We start from the raw sequence: 15435 nt of genomic DNA on the forward strand, positions 1-15435 counted from the left end.
GTCCAAGGAAAAGCACAGCGGCGCCCGATTGAAAGATAAGTGCGTAGGGGGTCAGTTCGGCTTTCGATTGCGTGCGCAGCGGCCGAGTGCATTGAGGACGAACTGATAATCGGTGCGCGCTGCTTCGGCGTCCTGCACTGCCAGGGTGCGGACCGACCGGGCCGGCAAAGTGGCCGGCAGGCTGCAACTAAGCCGATACCAGAGCAGGCTGCCGGGGGCAGGGGCGCGGGCGGCTTCGTCGACGATTTCGCCCAGCGCCACGGCCCAGCTGGGCTGTTGTCCGGGGCGGCGGATGATCGACAGCGATACCGGATCGCCATTTTCGGTGCGCAGGAAAATCTGCGTCTCGCCTTCGCCGGCAATCGTGCCCGCGACATGGAAAGCGTCGCCCAGGCCGATGATTCGCGGGGGTGCGTCTGGCGCGACGAGCGCCGACAGCACGGTCTTCACCCGTTCGACCTCAGCGGGGGTGGCGGCGATCTGCGCATCGCGCGCAATCAGCTGAATCTGGCCCGGCCGCCCGCCCGGACGGGCAAACAGCAGCACCTGTGCCTTTTTCAGCTTGGGCATCTTACCCTTCGAATCGAGGCGGGCGTCATAAAGATAGCCGACGGTCGGACTTATGCCCCCTTCGCCGCGAATCAGTGCGGTCACTTCGGCCTCGACATAGACCCTGCGATAGCCCGCAGGGACGTCCGGAGCCTGTTCGGGCTTCAACGGGACGATGTTGCTAATGCGCACGTTGGCAACCAGTGGTGCCGCATCGGAAAGGTCGGCAATGTCGGCATAGGTCAATCCGGCGGCGACCGTCGATGATTGCGCTGTCATCGAATTTGTCTGAGAAAATGCCGGAAAAACGGCGGTATATGAGGCGGAAATGAGGCACAGCGAGGCGAGTGTCTTCATGGCCATGGTGGATTTCTTCTGCATCTTCGTCCTATGCTGTCAGCCCGTGGCAGGGATGTCACAGGCAAGTCATTCCGGTGTGTGATGGTAAACGCAAGCCGGTAGTTCGATAAAGCGTTTGCGTGCCACGATGCGCCGCGATAGGAGTTCGCACGGTAGCAAATGGACGGATAAGGGCCAAAGGTGGTCGGGGATACCCCCGGGCAGCTCGGGCCGTTTTTGGCTGATTTGTACAACCCACTGGTAAGATGAGTTAAGGAGTGTCGTTGCCGAATGGCCTATGCTGACCACTCGCAAGGATCGAGTCGCACGATATCGATCGTCATCGTCGCCCTGATTCACGCTGTTCTCGGCTATGCCTTCGTCACCGGTCTTGGCATGAAATATGTCAAAAAGGCGGCGGAACAGCTGAACGTGATCGACGTGAAGGAGGAGCCCCCGCCACCGGACGAGGAGCCGCCGCCGCCGCCGCCGGACAAGCCGATTGAGCCTCCGCCGGTCGTCGCGCCGCCGCCGATCGTCCAGACCCCGGCCCCCGCGCCGCCGATCCAGACGGTTCGGACGCCGCCGCCGGTGTTCAATGAGGTTCCGGTGCCCGCACCGCCGCCGGCCCCGCCGCCGCCGCCCGCTGCAAAGCAGGCTGCAAAGGGCGTGTCGCCGCGTGGCAATCCGGGTTCCTGGGCAACCACGGAAGACTATCCTTCGCGCGCTCTGCGTGAAGAAAAGCAGGGGACCACTGGTTTCCGTCTTGAAGTGGGCGCCGATGGCCGTGTCACGAGCTGCACCGTTACGCAGTCGAGTGGCTCGCCTGAACTGGACGACGCAACTTGTAAGCTGGTTTCCCGCCGCGCGCGCTTTAGCCCCGCGGAAGATGACCAGGGTAACAAGATCCCGTCGACCTACGCGAACCGCATTCAGTGGCGGATCCCGCAGTAATTTAAACGGGAGGGCAGGCGCCCGGCGCCGCTCTCCCCTTTCACGATCCTTTTGAGAGGGAAGTCTTGAACATGTTGATGTATCTCGCAGCCGCGGCGCCCAAGCCGGAAAACCCGTACGGCCTGATGGAAGCCCTGGAGCAGGGCGGCACCATTGCCTGGACCGTCTTCATCATCCTCTGCGCCATGTCGGTCGGCACTTTCTACATCCTGTTCACCAAGCTGATCGAACAGCAGAAGGTGATCAGCCAGGGCAAGAAGATCCGTGCGACCTTCTGGCGCGCTGGTTCGCTGAAGGAAGCTTCGGCCAAGCTCGAAAAGAACTCGGCCTACAAGCAGATCGTCGATGACGGCATCAAGGCTCAGGAAGAGCATGGCAAGCTGAAGGATCCGGTCGAAGCCCATGACTGGCTGCACGGCTCGCTGGCTCGCTCGGAAGCCGCGATCAACTCGTCGCTCGGTGGCGGCCTGGCGTTCCTCGCCACCGTCGGTTCGACCTCGCCGTTCATCGGTCTGTTCGGTACCGTTATCGGCATCTACCGCGCTCTGATCAAGATCGGTGCTGCCGGTCAGGCCTCGATCGACGCCGTTGCCGGCCCGGTCGGTGAAGCTCTGATCATGACCGCGCTGGGTCTGGCCGTGGCCGTTCCCGCCGTTCTGGCCTACAACTTCCTGCAGCGCCGCAACAAGGCGATCTCGGAACAGCTGAACGGCTTCACCGTCGACCTGCTGGCCTACCTGGTTTCGGACGGCGCCGTGAAGCCGACCGTTGCTGCCGCTCCGGCCGCTGCTGCTGCCAAGCCGGCTGCTGCGCCGACCAAGGCCTGATCGCCTTAAGACGCCGGTTCGGGCGCCGGGTGGCGGCTGCGACCACCCGGCCCCTGCCGGACAGGGGCCCCGGTTAACGGGGCACCTACGACACCAAGGTTAGGATTGTATCAATGGCAATGAGTGTTGGCTCCGACGGCGGTGACGACAAGCCGATGTCCGACATCAACACGACGCCGCTCGTCGACGTCATGCTGGTGTTGCTCATCATCTTTCTCATCGCGGTCCCGGTCGTCGTCCAGACGGTCGATCTGCAACTTCCCAAGGTGGCGTTCGAGCCGACCACGACGAAACCCGAAAATGTTTCCTTGTCGGTCACCTCGGCGCCCGACGGCAGCTGTGCGGTTTACTGGAACCTGACCAAGGTCAGCTCCGACGAACTGCTCGATCGCGCCGTCGCCAAGCTGGAAGCGGACATCAAGAAGGCTGGTGGTGTTGAAAATCTGACGCCCGAGGATCTGCCCGAAGTGCATATCCGCGGCGACATCAATACCCCCTATCGTTGCATCGGCGGCACCATCTACACGATGCAGCGCGCCGGTTTCCCGAAGGTGGGCTTCATCTCCGAACCGGAACCCGGTTCGACGACGACCCGCCTCTGATCGGCCGCAGAAGGAGAATTCGTTATGGCCATGAGCATGGGCTCCGATGATGGTGAGCCGATGGTGGAAATGAACACGACGCCGTTGATCGACGTCATGCTCGTTCTCCTCATCATGTTCATCATCACCATTCCGATCCAGACCCACGCGGTTAAGATCGATCTGCCGCAGAGCGCGCCTCCGAGCGACAATGTGGTCGACCCTGTCAAGAACAAGGTCGCGATCGATGCCGGCGGCGTGATCAGCTGGAACGGTGCGCCGATCGACCTGCTGACCCTGCGTCAGTATCTGCAGCAGTCGCTGCGTCTGCCCGTCGAGCCGGAACTGCAGTTCCAGCCGAACGCGCAGACCCGCTACGTCGTCGTTGACGAGGTGCTGGCGGAGATCAAGCGCGCGGGCGTGACCAAGCTGGGTTTCGTCGGCAACGAGCAGTATAGCTCGTTCTGATCCCTGATCGTCCGGGGCCCGTCGGTCTCAGACTTCCCGTCTCCGACCCGTCGGACGATCAATCGGACCACAGACCAGGGGCTGCTTCGGCAGCCCCTTTTTTGTGCCGGTCCGTCTCCCGCTTAACATTTCCCTTACCTTCCTGCGCGATGCTGAAGGGGAATGGGTGGATGTGGACCATGGGCGCTGAACGACTGACCGAACTGGAACGCAGGGGCCGGCTTGCCGAACGGCGCGACGTTGTGATCAGCGTCAAGGTGCGGCGTCCGGGTGAAACCTGGTTCACCAGCAATATCGCCGACATGTCGCTCACCGGCTTTCGCCTGCACAGTTTCATGAAGCTCACCGTCGGCAGCGAATTGTGGATCATGTTGCCGGGTTTCGAGGGGCGGCGCGCCCGCGTCCAGTGGGTGCGCGCGCATGAATCGGGGTGCACCTTCGAGCGCCCGCTCCATCCCGCCATCTTCGATTATATCGTCCAGCGCTGCCTCGCGGGTCGCTGACCGCGCGTCCGGCGGGACGGCGGTTCAGCCGTTCAGCTGGTCCTGGAACTGCAGGCTGGCCAGCCGCGCATAAAGGCCGCCCAGCGCTACCAGCGTCGCATGGTCGCCCTGTTCCACGATCCGTCCCTGATCCAGCACGATGATCCGGTCGGCGGCGCGCACGGTCGCCAGCCGATGGGCGATGACGATCGTCGTGCGCCCCTGCATCAACCGGTCGAGCGCATCCTTGACCAGCTGCTCGGATTCCGCGTCGAGCGCTGACGTCGCCTCGTCCAACAGCAGGATCGGCGCATCGCGCAGCAGCGCGCGGGCGATCGACACGCGCTGGCGCTGCCCGCCCGACAGCCTTGCACCGCCTTCGCCCAGATGGCTGTCCAGCCCCTGCGGCAGGGCGCGCAGAAAGGCTTCGGCATTGGCCGCTCGCGCCGCCGCCCAGATTTCCTCGTCGCTCGCATCCCATTTGCCGTAGCGCAGATTGTCGCGGGCAGACGCGGCGAAGATCACGCTGTCCTGCGGCACCATTGCCATCGCCGCGCGCAGCGCGGCGGGATCGGCGGCCGGCAGCGGCACATCGTTCAGCCGCACTTCGCCCTGATCGGGATCATAGAAGCGCAGCGCCAGTTGGATCAGCGTCGACTTGCCGGCACCCGAAGGTCCGACCACCGCCACCGTTTCGCCCGGCGCAATATCGATCGTGACGCCGTTCAGCGCCGCCTGGTCGGGCCGGGTGGGATAATGGAAATGGACATTGTCGAAGCGCAGCCGCGCGCCTTGGGCCAGCGTCGGGATCGCGACCGGCGCCGCCGGCGCGGCGATCGCCGGCTCGGCCGCCATCAGCTCGTCCAGCCGGCTTGCCGCCCCTGCGCCACGCAACAGGTCGCCCCAGCTTTCCGACAAGGATCCGAACGCGCCGGCCACCAGCCCGCCGGTCAGCACGAAGGCAGCGATGCTGCCGCCCGACAGGCGCCCGGCCGCGACATCGATCGCGCCCAGCCACAACACGCCGGTGATCGATCCGAACACCAGGGCAAAGGCGATGGCGGTCATCACCGCGCGCAGCAATATCCGCTGCCGGGCGGTGGCAAAGCCGCTCGCGACGGTCGCGTCGAACCGGGCCGCCTCGCGCCCTTCCTGGCCAAAGCCCTGGACGATCTTCATCGCGCCCAGCACTTCGGTGGTGACGCTGCCGACTTCCGCGAGCCGATCCTGGCTGGCGCGCGACAATTTGCGCACCCGCCGGCCCAGCGTCACCAATGTCAGGACGATCACCGGTATGCCCAGGATCAGCAGCCCCGCCAGCTTGGGCGCCAATATGAACAGATAGATGAGGCCACCAATACCGGTGACCAGGTTGCGCAGCGCGACCGACACGGTCGATCCCACCACCTGATCGATGATCGCGGTGTCCGCCGTCATGCGCGACGCGATCTCCGACGGCCTGTTTTCCTCGAAGAAGGCCGGCGCCTGGCGCAGCAGATTGGCCTGGGTCGCGCTGCGAATGTCGGCGACCACCCGCTCGCCCAGCCAGGATACGAAATAGAAGCGCAGCGCGCTTGCCAGCGCCAGGATCACCACCAGCAGGAACAGATATTCGAACCAGCGGCTGATATCGCCGCCGCCGGTGAAGCCCTTGTCGATCACCAGGCGAAAGCCGCTCGGGATCGCCAGCGTCGCGGCGGAAGAGACGATCAGCGCGGTCAGCGCCCCGGCGATCCGCGCCGGATAGCGCGTCGCAAAGCGCCACAGCATGGCCAGACTCGACAGGGCAGGGCGATCGGCGCGGCGCGGCGCGGGTGCGGTGGCATCCTCCATGTCGGGGCGTTAGCAGCGCGGCGCGCGCGCCTCAATGGGCGCGCGCGATCCCGCCGCTCAGGCCGCCGGTGCGATCCGTTCGGCCAGCGCCATCAGGCGCGGCGTATCCGCCTTGCCGGTCAATGCATAGGCCATGTCGCCCGCCTCCCAATAGGCGACCGTGCCGTCGCGCCGTTCCGCGATCAGCGGCTGCCCTTCCGCCGGCGTTTCCGCCCGGTCGGCGAACAGCGACAATTGCTCGCCCTTTTCGGTGGTCAGCGCGATCGCGATCGCCGGGCTGTCGGCGGTCGGGAACAGTTGTACGTCCCGCACCTGCCAATTGGCCGGCAGGCGCGGCAGCACGATGCCGGTCGACCGCCGGATTTCGGCATCGTCCAGCTTCGCGCTCTCGACCTGCGACGTCATCTGCTGGCGCAGCAGGCCGGCGCGGCGCGATGCGGCGGCCTCGTCCAGGAAGGTGCTGGCCTGTGCCGCCTGGGGAAATTCGCCCAGCGCGCCCCGGCCGATCCACCCCGTCGCCAGCAGCGCGGCGATCGCCGCCGCCCGCCCGACATGGCGCCAGCCGCGCCCGGCCTCATTGTCGTTGGCCACCGGCTGCGACATGTCGCGGCGCCGGCCGACCAGCGTCCCCTTGGTGCCGTCATGCATCAGGCGGAAATCGATATGCGGCCAGCGCTTGCGCCAGCGGCGCGCGACAAGCCGCTCGCCCGGCCGCGCAGCATCGTCCAGCAGCACCACGCCATTGGGGGAGAGGCGCGCGAACAGGCTGTCGGCGGCGCCCCGCACCAGCGGATGCACGCTCCAGGGCGGGCCATCGATGATGATCAGGTCGATCTGCTCGGGCAGCCGGTCGATCGCATACCAGCGGCCCGGCCAGTCGGCGCTTTCGTGCGTCAGCGGCGCATGGCGGATATCCACGTCCAGCGCATGGTCGGCCAGCCATTGCCGGGTCGCGTCGACAAAGCCGCCATGCTGGTCGAAACTGTGCAACTGGCCGCCGCCATGCAATTGCAGCGCCCGCGCCGCGATCAGCGAGGATGCCCCCGCGCCCAGTTCGACGACATGCGCCGGCCGCAGCCGTGCAATCTCGAGCACGATATGGCGCAGGAAACCGACATCTGCCTTCCAGCTTCCCAGATGGGGCAGCGCATCATGGGGCAGTTTGAGTTCGTCCAGCAGCGCGCGCTTGTCCGCCTTGCGCCCGCCCGACAGGCTGGCCAGCAGCCAGGGCCAGCCGATCGCGCCAAAGGCCAGGCGCCATGCCATGTCGGAGGTGCGGCGGGACAGGTCATCGGTCACGGGTTCGGATTCATTCAGCGAGAGGAAGCCGGTCAATTCACGGGAAGTCACGGGGAAATACGCTCCTGTCGCAAAGGCGGGGACTATGCCAGCAGTCCTGTTTCACGCATATGACGCCCATCCAATTGGTCAAATCATGACGCAGGAAACGCCGATGACCCGTATAATTTCCGCGACGGTCGAACGCTGGCCGGTGGCGGGCGCCTTCATCATCAGCCGTGGCGCCAAGACGGAGGTGGACGTCGTCGTCTGCACCGTGGGCGACGGCGATCATGTCGGGCGGGGCGAGGGCACGGCCATCTATTATGAGGGCGAGACCGCACAGGGCTGCGCGGCGGCGATCAACGCCTATGCCGGGCCGCTCGATCGCGAGGCGCTGTTGCAGGCGATGCCGCGCGGCGCCGCGCGCAACGCGCTCGACTGCGCGCTGTGGGATCTGGAGGCGAAACGGGCCGGCGTTCCGGTCTGGCAACTGGCCGGCCTTGCCGCACCGACGCCGCTGCCCACCGCCTTCACCATCAGCCTGGGCGAGCCGGAGCGGATGGAGGCCGATGCCCGCGCCGCCGTCGCGCGCGGCTTTGGCCTGCTCAAATGCAAGCTGACGGGGGAGGGCGATCATGCCCGCATCGCCGCCGTGCGCGCCGGCGCACCCGACGTCCGGCTGATCGTCGACGCCAATGAAAGCTGGCATGACCGCGACATCGTGGCGGAGGCGGCGGCGCTTGCCGCACTGGGCGTGGAAATGGTGGAGCAGCCGATCCTGCACGGGCGGGAGGGCAGGCTGTCCGGCCTGCGCGCGCCGTTGCCGCTCTGCGCCGACGAAAGCTGCCACACCCGCGCCGATCTCGAGCGGCTGGGCGATTTCGATGCGGTGAATATCAAGCTGGACAAGGCCGGTGGCCTGACCGAAGCGCTGGCTCTGGCACAGGCGGCGCGGGCCCGCGGCTTTCGCATCATGGTCGGCTGCATGCTCGGCACCTCGCTCGGCATCGCGCCTGCCGCGCTGGTGGCGCAGGGCGCTGACTGGATCGATCTCGATGGCGCGCTGCTGCTGGCGAAGGATCGCGACGGCGCCTTGCCGTTGCGCGACGGCCTGCTCCACCCCGGCATCCTCTGGGGCCAGGGCTAATATTCCTCCCCGCTTGCGGGGAGGGGGACCATCCGCAGGATGGTGGAGGGGGGCAGCCGTCTGAAGCCAGGCCCCAACCGGCCACCGCTTTCCTACTCGGCCATTCTCTGGTCTATCCTCGGCGATGCAATCCGCGTCATCGCCCGTCGCCCATGGGCGGCGTGACCCAAATGTCGCCTCGATGGCGCGTCATCGTCACCTGGTCGTGACCCGACTGTCGCGTGCATGTGACCCCAGTGTCGCGCCTCTGTCGCGAGACAGGGGCGCGGGCGGTGCATATCCGGCGCAAACGGCCCGATTTGCCCGACGACACTGTGAACTTCGGACCTGTCGCGTCGGCGTGACCCTGCCGGGGCCGCCGATCACGGCAGATTGTCTCGGCTCAGTAACCCAGCGTCAGGCCGACGCTATAATATTTCGGGCCGACATTGGCCTTGGCGCGCAGCTTGGGGATCAGCGGCATCGCCAGCGTCGCATAGGGGCGGGTATTGTCGCCGCTGAAGCGCACGCCCGCACCGATCGAGACCGACATGGGAATCGTATAGGCCGCCTCGACCCGGCCATAGAGCTTGGTATCGCCATCGCGCAGATAGACGCCGCCGCCCGGCGTCAGGCTGAAGCCCGCCATGTCGAGCGCATAGCCGGCGCCGATCTCGGTGCCCCAATGGCCGTCGGCGCGGCCATAATTGACTTCGGCGCCCAGTCCTTCGGCATGGGCGGCAGGCGCCATAAGGGGGGCAGCGATCAGCAGGCCAAGGGCCGCCATCCGGTTCATTTTCATGGCAAATCCATATCAGTCATTGGTGATGGGTCGGTAAGGGCGCGGCCGGTCCCCGCCGGCAAGCGGAAAGGGGACCAGCCGAATCGGTCCTGCGGTGAAGCGAGGTGTTTCGCTCTATCCGTCGACGCGGCGCACTGGCTGCACCTCGGCATAGGGCATGATCGCCTTGCCGTCGGGGGCCGCGGTGAAGCTGGTCTGGGTTGGATAGGCGAACTCGATTCCCTCGGCATTGAACCGCTTCCAGATGGCGAGGCCGATGCGATGGCGCATCTGGAAATAGTCATGATGGTCGGGATCGGGCACATCGAAATTGAGCTGATAGTCCAGGCTGCTGGCGCCAAAGGCAATGATACCGGCATTGACGAAGATCATGCCTTCCGCCTCGACGATCTCCTTCAATATGGTGGGGATCGCCTCGGCCTGTTCCTCCGACGTCTGGTAGATGATGCCGATGGCATAGGTGACGCGGCGCTGGATCAGCGTCTGCAGGCTGGTAATTTCCTTCTGCAGCAGGTTCGCGTTGGAAATCACCTTCTTCTCGCCGCTCATCGCCCGCAGCCGGGTGGATTTCAGGCCGATCTTCTCGACCCGCGCCGTGGTCTGGTCATAGGTGATGATCTCGCCCTGGCGGAACGGCTTGTCGAAGATGATCGACAGCGCCGCGAACAGATCGGAGAAGATGCCCTGCGCGGCAAGGCCGATCGCGATGCCGCCGATGCCCAGACCCGCGACCAGGCCGGTCACGTTGACGCCCAGATTGTCGAGCACCACGATTGCGGCGATCGCGAACAGGGCAAATGTCACCAGGATGCGGATCAGGCCCATCGCATTGGCCAACGTCTCGCCCTGGCCATCCTCGGCCAGCGTCTTGCGCTCGATCAGGCCCAGGATGATCTCCCGTGCCCAGATCGCGGCCTGCACCACCACGGCGATGGTGAAGAAGAAGGTGACGGTCTTGTCCAGCGACGTGGGCGCGTCGGCGAACACCACGACCAGCCGGGCCGCGACCATGATCATGAAATATTGCGTCGTGCGCGCCGCCGCCCGGCTCAGCACATTGCCAAGGCCCAGCGGGTCGCCACGCCGGCCACGATGCTTGGTGCCGATCCGGCGCAGCGTCGCGAGCGCCAGATAGATGATCGTGGCCGCGCCGATGGCGATCAGGATCTGGATATAATGAAGCTGGAACCAGGCGATGGTCGAATGCCACATTTCCGTGAGGTTGGGCGCACGCACATTGATGTCGATGCCGGGGTCGTTCTTGTTGGCCATGCTGATCCTTGATTGATGGTCCGTGGGCTCGATCAGGCTGCCGCTGCCAGCGGGGGCGCGTTGGCCAGATCGTCGAGGAACGCGATCAGCCCGCGTTCGTGACGCGACAGATAGCGCGTCCGGCGCGGCAGGCGAAGCCCCTGCCGCCATTCATCCTGTCCGTCCTTGCACAGGTCGATCAGGGCGGGGTGGATATAGGATTTGCGGCTGATCGCCGGCGTGTTGCCCAACGCCGTCGCGACCGGCTCGATCATCTCCTTGAGCGAGACATGGCCCGCCGCCAGCGTCTCGAAGGCAATGGTCGATGCGCCCCAGGTGCGGAAATGCTTGGCGGTGAAGTCGCCGCCCATGGCCTGCGCGATATAGGCGTTGACGTCGCTCGAACTGATCGGATGCGCCTCGCCATCCTCGTCCAGATATTGGAACAGATGCTGGCCCGGCAGATCCTGCACCGCCCGCACGAATCGCAGCAGGCGGCTGTCGGTGATGCTCAATTGCTGTTCCTTGCCGGACTTGGCGCGGTAGCGCAGGGTCAGGCTGCGGCCATGCAGGTCGACATGCCGCCGCCGCAGCGTGGTCGCGCCGAAACTCTTGTTGGTGGTGGCATAATGTTCGTTGCCGACCCGCAGCTTGGCGAGGTCGAGCAGTCGTACCACCGCGGCGATCGTCCGCGCCTTGCGCAGGCCGCGCCGCGACAGATCCTCCTCCATCTGCGCCCGCAGTTGCGGCAGGGCACGGCCGAAGGTGGGGCAGCCGGCATATTTCTCCGCCTCGCGCGCAGCCCGGAAATCGGGGTGATAGCGATATTGCTTGCGCCCCCGCTCGTCATAGCCGGTCGCCTGGATATGGCCGTGGGGGGAGGGGCAGAACCAGCAGTCGCGATAGGCGGGCGGCATGGCGATCGCGTTCAGCCGGTCGATCTCATCCCGGTCGGTGATGCGGCTGCCGTCCGCCGCGCGATAGGCCCATCCCTGCTTCAGCGCGCGCCGGCTGATGCCGGGCATGCCGTCATGGCTGTGGATGATGGCGGGGGACGACATGGGAACCGGGCGACCTTCTTTCTTCCGGTCCAACCCGTGATGATCCGCTTCGTTCCGCGTGCAGCCTGCCCGGCGCTGTCAGGATGGGCGCGATCGCAGCCGCTGCAGCCAGCCGGTGCCCGCGCCATAATGGCCGGTCCAGGGCAGCAATGGACGGCGCACCGTCGTCGCCTGGGCGCAGCCGACGATCACGCTGATGACCGCCAGCGGGAAGGCCAGCATCATGGTGGCGGGAATGGCAAAGGCGAGGGTGATCGCCGAAAGCCCGCCGCCAAAGGCCGCCAGCGTCGCCCGCAGGTCGCCGTCGGGTCCGCGCAGCCAGAACAGGCAGCCCGTGACGCCCAGCCCGAACATGGCGATATTCTGCATCGCGCCGGCCGGCACGATCGCACAGGCGGCGATCAGCCCGATCATCGCCAGCGCGGCGCGGCGCCATTGCCAGCCGCCGATCAGGCGGGTGAGCAGCGGATAGAGCAGCAATTCGCAGGTCAGCGCCGCCAGCAGGATTGCACCGGGGGCCGCCGCGCCCTGGCCGTCCGCGATCAAGGCGACGACGGCACTCGCCGCCCAGGGCAGCATCCGCGACGGTGCCATGCGGATATGGCTGATCCAGCCGGTCATGCCCGGCCGCAATGCCCAGCGTCGGTCGGCCTGCCGCAACTGGAAGGCGGACAGGGCAAACAGCATCTGCACGCCCCATGGCATATAGGCGGGGGACAGTAGCGGGGCAGCCAGGATCAATCCCAGCATCAGTCCCTGAAGCCAGCCCAAAATCCGCAATTCCATGGTCATGCCGTCACTCCCGCCTGCGCGCCAGGCTGTTCGAAGAACGGCACGCGTCCGGCGTCCTTGCGCTTGCGGGTCAAATAAGTGTCGAGGCCGATCTGGAGCGAGAGCATCATGAAGATGAACGGCTGATAGGCGATGCCCACGAACAGCGATCCGATCATGTAGACGACATGGCCCTGCTGCAGCGCCACGGCGAAGGGCGCGATCCAGGCCTCGTCCGGTCCGTCGCGCTTGCGATACATGCGCCGGATCGATTCAGTGCGGATGAAGCAGCTCAGGTGCAGCAGCGCCCACAGGAAGAAGCCGAAATAGCCCTGCTCGCCCAGCATCTCGAAATAGGCACTGTGATAGGCACGGCCCTTGTCGGTGACCAGGCGGCGCTCGATCCGCTTCTCGTCGCCATCGCCGACCTCGCTCTGGGCGAAATAGGTGAAGCTGTTCTGGAGATAATTGTCGAAGCCGCCGCCGCCCGGATGGGTCTTCACATAGTCGAGCGTCCACATCCACACCGCGACGCGGGTGGACGCGCTTTCGTCGCCCTGATGATTTTCGATTGTCTGCATCCGCTTGGTGAAGCTGGCGGGCAGGAAGGGGATGGCGGCCAGCGCGGCAAAGGCCAGCAGCGGGCCATAGACGAATTTGCGCTTCGACCGCATCAGCATCATGCCGGCCAGGATGACCAGACAGACCAGGCCCGTGCGCGCCTCCGTGCCGACCGGCATCAGCATGCAGGCCAGGCAAAGCGCATAGGCAAAGGCCTTCACCTTCCAGTCGGGCGGAAAGATGGTGCCATGCTGGGTGAGCCACAGGATGATCGGGATCAGCGCGATCGCCACGCAGGAAATGATGCTACCCTCATACAGGCCGCTATTATTGTCGACCATCAGATTGAGCACGCCATAGCCGCCGCCCGACAGCGCGGTCTTCATGCCGCCATTGATGATGATCGTGCTCGCGCACAGCACCATGAACAGCGCCAGCGCCTCGATCCGCAACCGCGTGCGCAGCACCAGCGGCAGGAACACGGCAAAGACGATCGCCTTCCACACCCAGGCCCATTTGGTCGCGGCGTTGATCGGGAAGTCGGCGGTCGCGGTGGTATAGCCGCACCAGGCGAGCAGGACGAGCAATAGCACCTGCCGCGCGGAAAAACGGCAATCCTTCTTGTCGTCGACCACTATCCAGGCACCGACCGCACAGACGAAGGCGATCAGCGAGATCGGGATCGAATTGAGCAGATAATAGCAGAGCCGCTGGGGCGAAACGATGTCGATATAGGCGTAGATGATGACCAGCAGGAACGGCCGCTTGAATCCCATCAGGAAGAAGGCGCCCAGGAAGGCGATGAAGAACAGGTCACGCATCGGCGGCGTCTCCGTCCGGCGATGCCGGCGGGGTATCGATGTCGCGATCCAGGTCCGGGCGCGACAGCAGCCGCCAGGCGGCCAGCAGGATGACGCCATGGCTGATCAGCAGGGATAGGGTATCAATCATTGCGTGTTTTGATCTGCCGGTTCTGGACTCTTGCCCCGTAAAATCCCTAGCGTGACAGAGTTGACGGGGCGTTAAACCTTTTTCGGCAAAAAGTTACCGCTATGACTCGTATCCTTCACGTTCTCGATCACAGCCTGCCGATGCACAGCGGCTATACGTTCCGCACGCGGGCGATCCTGCGCGCGCAACTGGCCAAGGGCTGGGATGTGCGCGGGCTGACCGGCCGCCGCCATGTCGCGGCGGGGCCGCAGGAAGAACTGGTCGACGGCCTGCATTTCCACCGCACGCCGGGTGAAGCGGCCAGCGGTAACGCGCTGCTGCGCGAATGGCGCGACATTTCCGCCCATGCCGATGCGATCGAGTCGCTGGTGCGCCAGTGGCGGCCGGATATCATCCATGCCCATTCGCCGGTGCTCAATGCCATGGCCGCTCAGCGAGTCGCGCGCCGCCACGGCATTCCGCTGATCTACGAGATTCGCGCCTTCTGGGAGGATGCGGCGGTCGGCAACGGCACCGGGACCGAAGGCAGCCCGCGCTACTGGCTGACCCGCCAGCTCGAAACCCATGCGGTCCGTGCGGCCGACGCGGTTGCCGTCATCTGCGAAGGGCTGCGGTCCGATCTGGTCGCGCGGGGAATCGACTCGGCCAAGATCACCGTGTCGCCCAATGGCGTCGATCTTGATCAGTTCGGCGCGCCGGTGCCGCGTGATCCGGCTCTGACCGCGAAGCTGGGGCTCGAAGGGGCGGATGTCGTCGGCTTCATCGGCAGCTTCTATGATTATGAAGGGCTGGACGATCTGATCGCCGCCATGCCGCGACTCGTGCGAGCGCGGCCCAGGGCCAAGCTGCTGCTGGTCGGCGGCGGGCCGATGGAACAGGCGCTGCGCGATCAGGCGCTGGCCTCGCCCTTCACCGACCATATCGTCTTTGTCGGCCGGGTGCCACACGACCAGGTCGAACATTATTATGCCCAGGTCGATGTCCTCGCCTATCCGCGCAAGGCGATGCGCCTTACCGATCTGGTGACGCCATTGAAGCCGCTGGAGGCGATGGCGCAGGGCCGACTCGTCGCTGCGTCGAGCGTCGGCGGCCATCGCGAACTGATCGAGGATGGCGTGACGGGCACCCTGTTCGCGCCGGACGACCCGGCTGCGATTGCGCAGGCGCTGGCAGGCATGTTCGCGGATCGCGGCTTCTGGGATGAACGCCGCATCGTGGCGCGCGATTTCGTCGAGAGGGAGCGTAACTGGTCGTCAAACATTTTGCGTTATGAGCCTGTTTACCAGCGACTTCTGGGACGCGACTCGACCGCAAAGGCGGCCTGAGGAACGGCGGCGATGCCGAAGTTCACACCGTCCATGCGGGGGCTGGCCATCATGGCGCTGGTCGCGGCAGGCTGCGGCGCCCTGGTGGTGCTGACCCTGCCGGTCGGCTGGATGGAAATGCTGGTCGCGTCGAGCGGCCTGAGCGAGACGATCCCGGCGGCGGGGCCACCGCTGGGCATGAAGGCAAGATTGCTGCTGGCCGGTTTCGCCGCGCTCATGAGTGTAGGAATTGTGGCCGCGGTGCGGCGAAATGGATCGGATGCGCCGCACAGG

17 protein-coding genes are annotated in these 15435 nt (G+C 65.5%); 7 read left to right on the forward strand and 10 right to left on the reverse strand.

Annotated elements, in window-relative coordinates; genetic code table 11:
* Positions 1-51 precede the first annotated feature (51 nt).
* Entirely contained in the window at positions 52-930 is an 879-nt protein-coding gene (locus E5554_RS06565) for a hypothetical protein (RefSeq protein WP_136186310.1), read from the reverse strand.
* A 249-nt stretch (positions 931-1179) separates the two neighbouring features.
* Between E5554_RS06565 and E5554_RS06570 the strand changes: the two genes are divergently transcribed.
* The 5 genes from E5554_RS06570 (at position 1180) to E5554_RS06590 (ending at position 4221) form a co-directional block, all read left to right on the forward strand.
* Entirely contained in the window at positions 1180-1842 is a 663-nt protein-coding gene (locus E5554_RS06570; RefSeq protein WP_004209989.1) for an energy transducer TonB, read from the forward strand.
* 71 nt (positions 1843-1913) lie between these two features.
* Positions 1914-2669, forward strand: a complete 756-nt coding sequence (locus E5554_RS06575; RefSeq protein ID WP_169862852.1) for a MotA/TolQ/ExbB proton channel family protein — start codon at positions 1914-1916, stop codon at positions 2667-2669.
* Between the two features lie 113 nt (positions 2670-2782).
* On the forward strand, positions 2783-3271 hold the full coding sequence (locus E5554_RS06580; protein ID WP_004209992.1) for a biopolymer transporter ExbD: 489 nt from the start codon (positions 2783-2785) through the stop codon (positions 3269-3271).
* 24 nt (positions 3272-3295) lie between these two features.
* Positions 3296-3718 (forward strand): biopolymer transporter ExbD, encoded by a 423-nt coding sequence (locus E5554_RS06585; protein WP_004209993.1) that lies wholly within the window; start codon positions 3296-3298, stop codon positions 3716-3718.
* A gap of 179 nt (positions 3719-3897) precedes the next feature.
* On the forward strand, positions 3898-4221 hold the full coding sequence (locus E5554_RS06590; RefSeq protein ID WP_026108744.1) for a PilZ domain-containing protein: 324 nt from the start codon (positions 3898-3900) through the stop codon (positions 4219-4221).
* Positions 4222-4245: 24 nt separating this feature from the next.
* On the opposite strand, the gene E5554_RS06595 is transcribed toward E5554_RS06590, so the two are convergent.
* Together E5554_RS06595 and E5554_RS06600 are read right to left on the reverse strand one after the other, a co-directional pair.
* Complete coding sequence (locus tag E5554_RS06595) at positions 4246-6033, reverse strand: ABC transporter transmembrane domain-containing protein (protein WP_136186311.1); 1788 nt, start codon at positions 6031-6033, stop codon at positions 4246-4248.
* 57 nt (positions 6034-6090) lie between these two features.
* A complete protein-coding gene (locus E5554_RS06600) occupies positions 6091-7383 on the reverse strand; it encodes a class I SAM-dependent methyltransferase (RefSeq protein ID WP_136186312.1) in 1293 nt (430 codons plus the stop codon).
* Between the two features lie 103 nt (positions 7384-7486).
* Between E5554_RS06600 and dgcA the strand changes: the two genes are divergently transcribed.
* Positions 7487-8461 (forward strand): N-acetyl-D-Glu racemase DgcA, encoded by a 975-nt coding sequence (gene dgcA, locus E5554_RS06605; protein ID WP_136186313.1) that lies wholly within the window; start codon positions 7487-7489, stop codon positions 8459-8461.
* Between the two features lie 382 nt (positions 8462-8843).
* Here dgcA and E5554_RS06610 read toward each other — a convergent pair whose 3' ends face one another.
* The 6 genes from E5554_RS06610 to E5554_RS22970 all read right to left on the reverse strand — a co-directional run bounded on the left by E5554_RS06610 (position 8844) and on the right by E5554_RS22970 (position 13837).
* Positions 8844-9242, reverse strand: a complete 399-nt coding sequence (locus tag E5554_RS06610; protein ID WP_010336879.1) for a hypothetical protein — start codon at positions 9240-9242, stop codon at positions 8844-8846.
* Positions 9243-9356: 114 nt separating this feature from the next.
* A complete protein-coding gene (locus E5554_RS06615; RefSeq protein WP_136186314.1) occupies positions 9357-10514 on the reverse strand; it encodes a mechanosensitive ion channel domain-containing protein in 1158 nt (385 codons plus the stop codon).
* A 32-nt stretch (positions 10515-10546) separates the two neighbouring features.
* Positions 10547-11554: a DNA topoisomerase IB gene (locus E5554_RS06620; RefSeq protein ID WP_136186315.1), complete on the reverse strand. Its 1008-nt coding sequence runs from the start codon at positions 11552-11554 to the stop codon at positions 10547-10549.
* Between the two features lie 78 nt (positions 11555-11632).
* Positions 11633-12346 (reverse strand): hypothetical protein, encoded by a 714-nt coding sequence (locus E5554_RS06625; RefSeq protein ID WP_136186316.1) that lies wholly within the window; start codon positions 12344-12346, stop codon positions 11633-11635.
* Positions 12343-13707: a putative O-glycosylation ligase, exosortase A system-associated gene (locus E5554_RS06630; protein WP_010336883.1), complete on the reverse strand. Its 1365-nt coding sequence runs from the start codon at positions 13705-13707 to the stop codon at positions 12343-12345. The genes E5554_RS06625 and E5554_RS06630 overlap by 4 nt, the downstream gene beginning before the upstream one ends.
* Positions 13700-13837, reverse strand: a complete 138-nt coding sequence (locus tag E5554_RS22970) for a hypothetical protein (RefSeq protein ID WP_004210005.1) — start codon at positions 13835-13837, stop codon at positions 13700-13702. The genes E5554_RS06630 and E5554_RS22970 overlap by 8 nt, the downstream gene beginning before the upstream one ends.
* A gap of 101 nt (positions 13838-13938) precedes the next feature.
* On the opposite strand from E5554_RS22970, the gene E5554_RS06635 reads away from it, so the two are divergent.
* Positions 13939-15162: a TIGR04063 family PEP-CTERM/XrtA system glycosyltransferase gene (locus E5554_RS06635; RefSeq protein ID WP_136186317.1), complete on the forward strand. Its 1224-nt coding sequence runs from the start codon at positions 13939-13941 to the stop codon at positions 15160-15162.
* On the opposite strand, the gene E5554_RS23285 is transcribed toward E5554_RS06635, so the two are convergent.
* Entirely contained in the window at positions 15117-15380 is a 264-nt protein-coding gene (locus E5554_RS23285) for a hypothetical protein (RefSeq protein ID WP_247594394.1), read from the reverse strand. The two genes, E5554_RS06635 and E5554_RS23285, sit on opposite strands and share 46 nt — an antisense overlap.
* Between the last annotated feature and the right edge of the window lie 55 nt (positions 15381-15435).

The sequence above is a fragment of the Sphingobium sp. PAMC28499 genome, from assembly GCF_004795815.1.
Taxonomy (GTDB): domain Bacteria; phylum Pseudomonadota; class Alphaproteobacteria; order Sphingomonadales; family Sphingomonadaceae; genus Sphingobium; species Sphingobium yanoikuyae.

Bases quoted from the DNA above. Each gene is read 5' to 3' on its own strand.
- E5554_RS06565 (WP_136186310.1), bottom strand. From the start codon at position 930: ATGCAGAAGAAATCCACCATGGCCATGAAGACACTCGCCTCGCTGTGC.
- E5554_RS06570 (WP_004209989.1), top strand. From the start codon at position 1,180: ATGGCCTATGCTGACCACTCGCAAGGATCGAGTCGCACGATATCGATC.
- E5554_RS06575 (WP_169862852.1), top strand. From the start codon at position 1,914: ATGTTGATGTATCTCGCAGCCGCGGCGCCCAAGCCGGAAAACCCGTAC.
- E5554_RS06580 (WP_004209992.1), top strand. From the start codon at position 2,783: ATGGCAATGAGTGTTGGCTCCGACGGCGGTGACGACAAGCCGATGTCC.
- E5554_RS06585 (WP_004209993.1), top strand. From the start codon at position 3,296: ATGGCCATGAGCATGGGCTCCGATGATGGTGAGCCGATGGTGGAAATG.
- E5554_RS06590 (WP_026108744.1), top strand. From the start codon at position 3,898: ATGGGCGCTGAACGACTGACCGAACTGGAACGCAGGGGCCGGCTTGCC.
- E5554_RS06595 (WP_136186311.1), bottom strand. From the start codon at position 6,033: ATGGAGGATGCCACCGCACCCGCGCCGCGCCGCGCCGATCGCCCTGCC.
- dgcA (WP_136186313.1), top strand. From the start codon at position 7,487: ATGACCCGTATAATTTCCGCGACGGTCGAACGCTGGCCGGTGGCGGGC.
- E5554_RS06610 (WP_010336879.1), bottom strand. From the start codon at position 9,242: ATGAAAATGAACCGGATGGCGGCCCTTGGCCTGCTGATCGCTGCCCCC.
- E5554_RS06615 (WP_136186314.1), bottom strand. From the start codon at position 10,514: ATGGCCAACAAGAACGACCCCGGCATCGACATCAATGTGCGTGCGCCC.
- E5554_RS06620 (WP_136186315.1), bottom strand. From the start codon at position 11,554: ATGTCGTCCCCCGCCATCATCCACAGCCATGACGGCATGCCCGGCATC.
- E5554_RS06625 (WP_136186316.1), bottom strand. From the start codon at position 12,346: ATGACCATGGAATTGCGGATTTTGGGCTGGCTTCAGGGACTGATGCTG.
- E5554_RS06630 (WP_010336883.1), bottom strand. From the start codon at position 13,707: ATGCGTGACCTGTTCTTCATCGCCTTCCTGGGCGCCTTCTTCCTGATG.
- E5554_RS22970 (WP_004210005.1), bottom strand. From the start codon at position 13,837: ATGATTGATACCCTATCCCTGCTGATCAGCCATGGCGTCATCCTGCTG.
- E5554_RS06635 (WP_136186317.1), top strand. From the start codon at position 13,939: ATGACTCGTATCCTTCACGTTCTCGATCACAGCCTGCCGATGCACAGC.
- E5554_RS23285 (WP_247594394.1), bottom strand. From the start codon at position 15,380: ATGAGCGCGGCGAAACCGGCCAGCAGCAATCTTGCCTTCATGCCCAGC.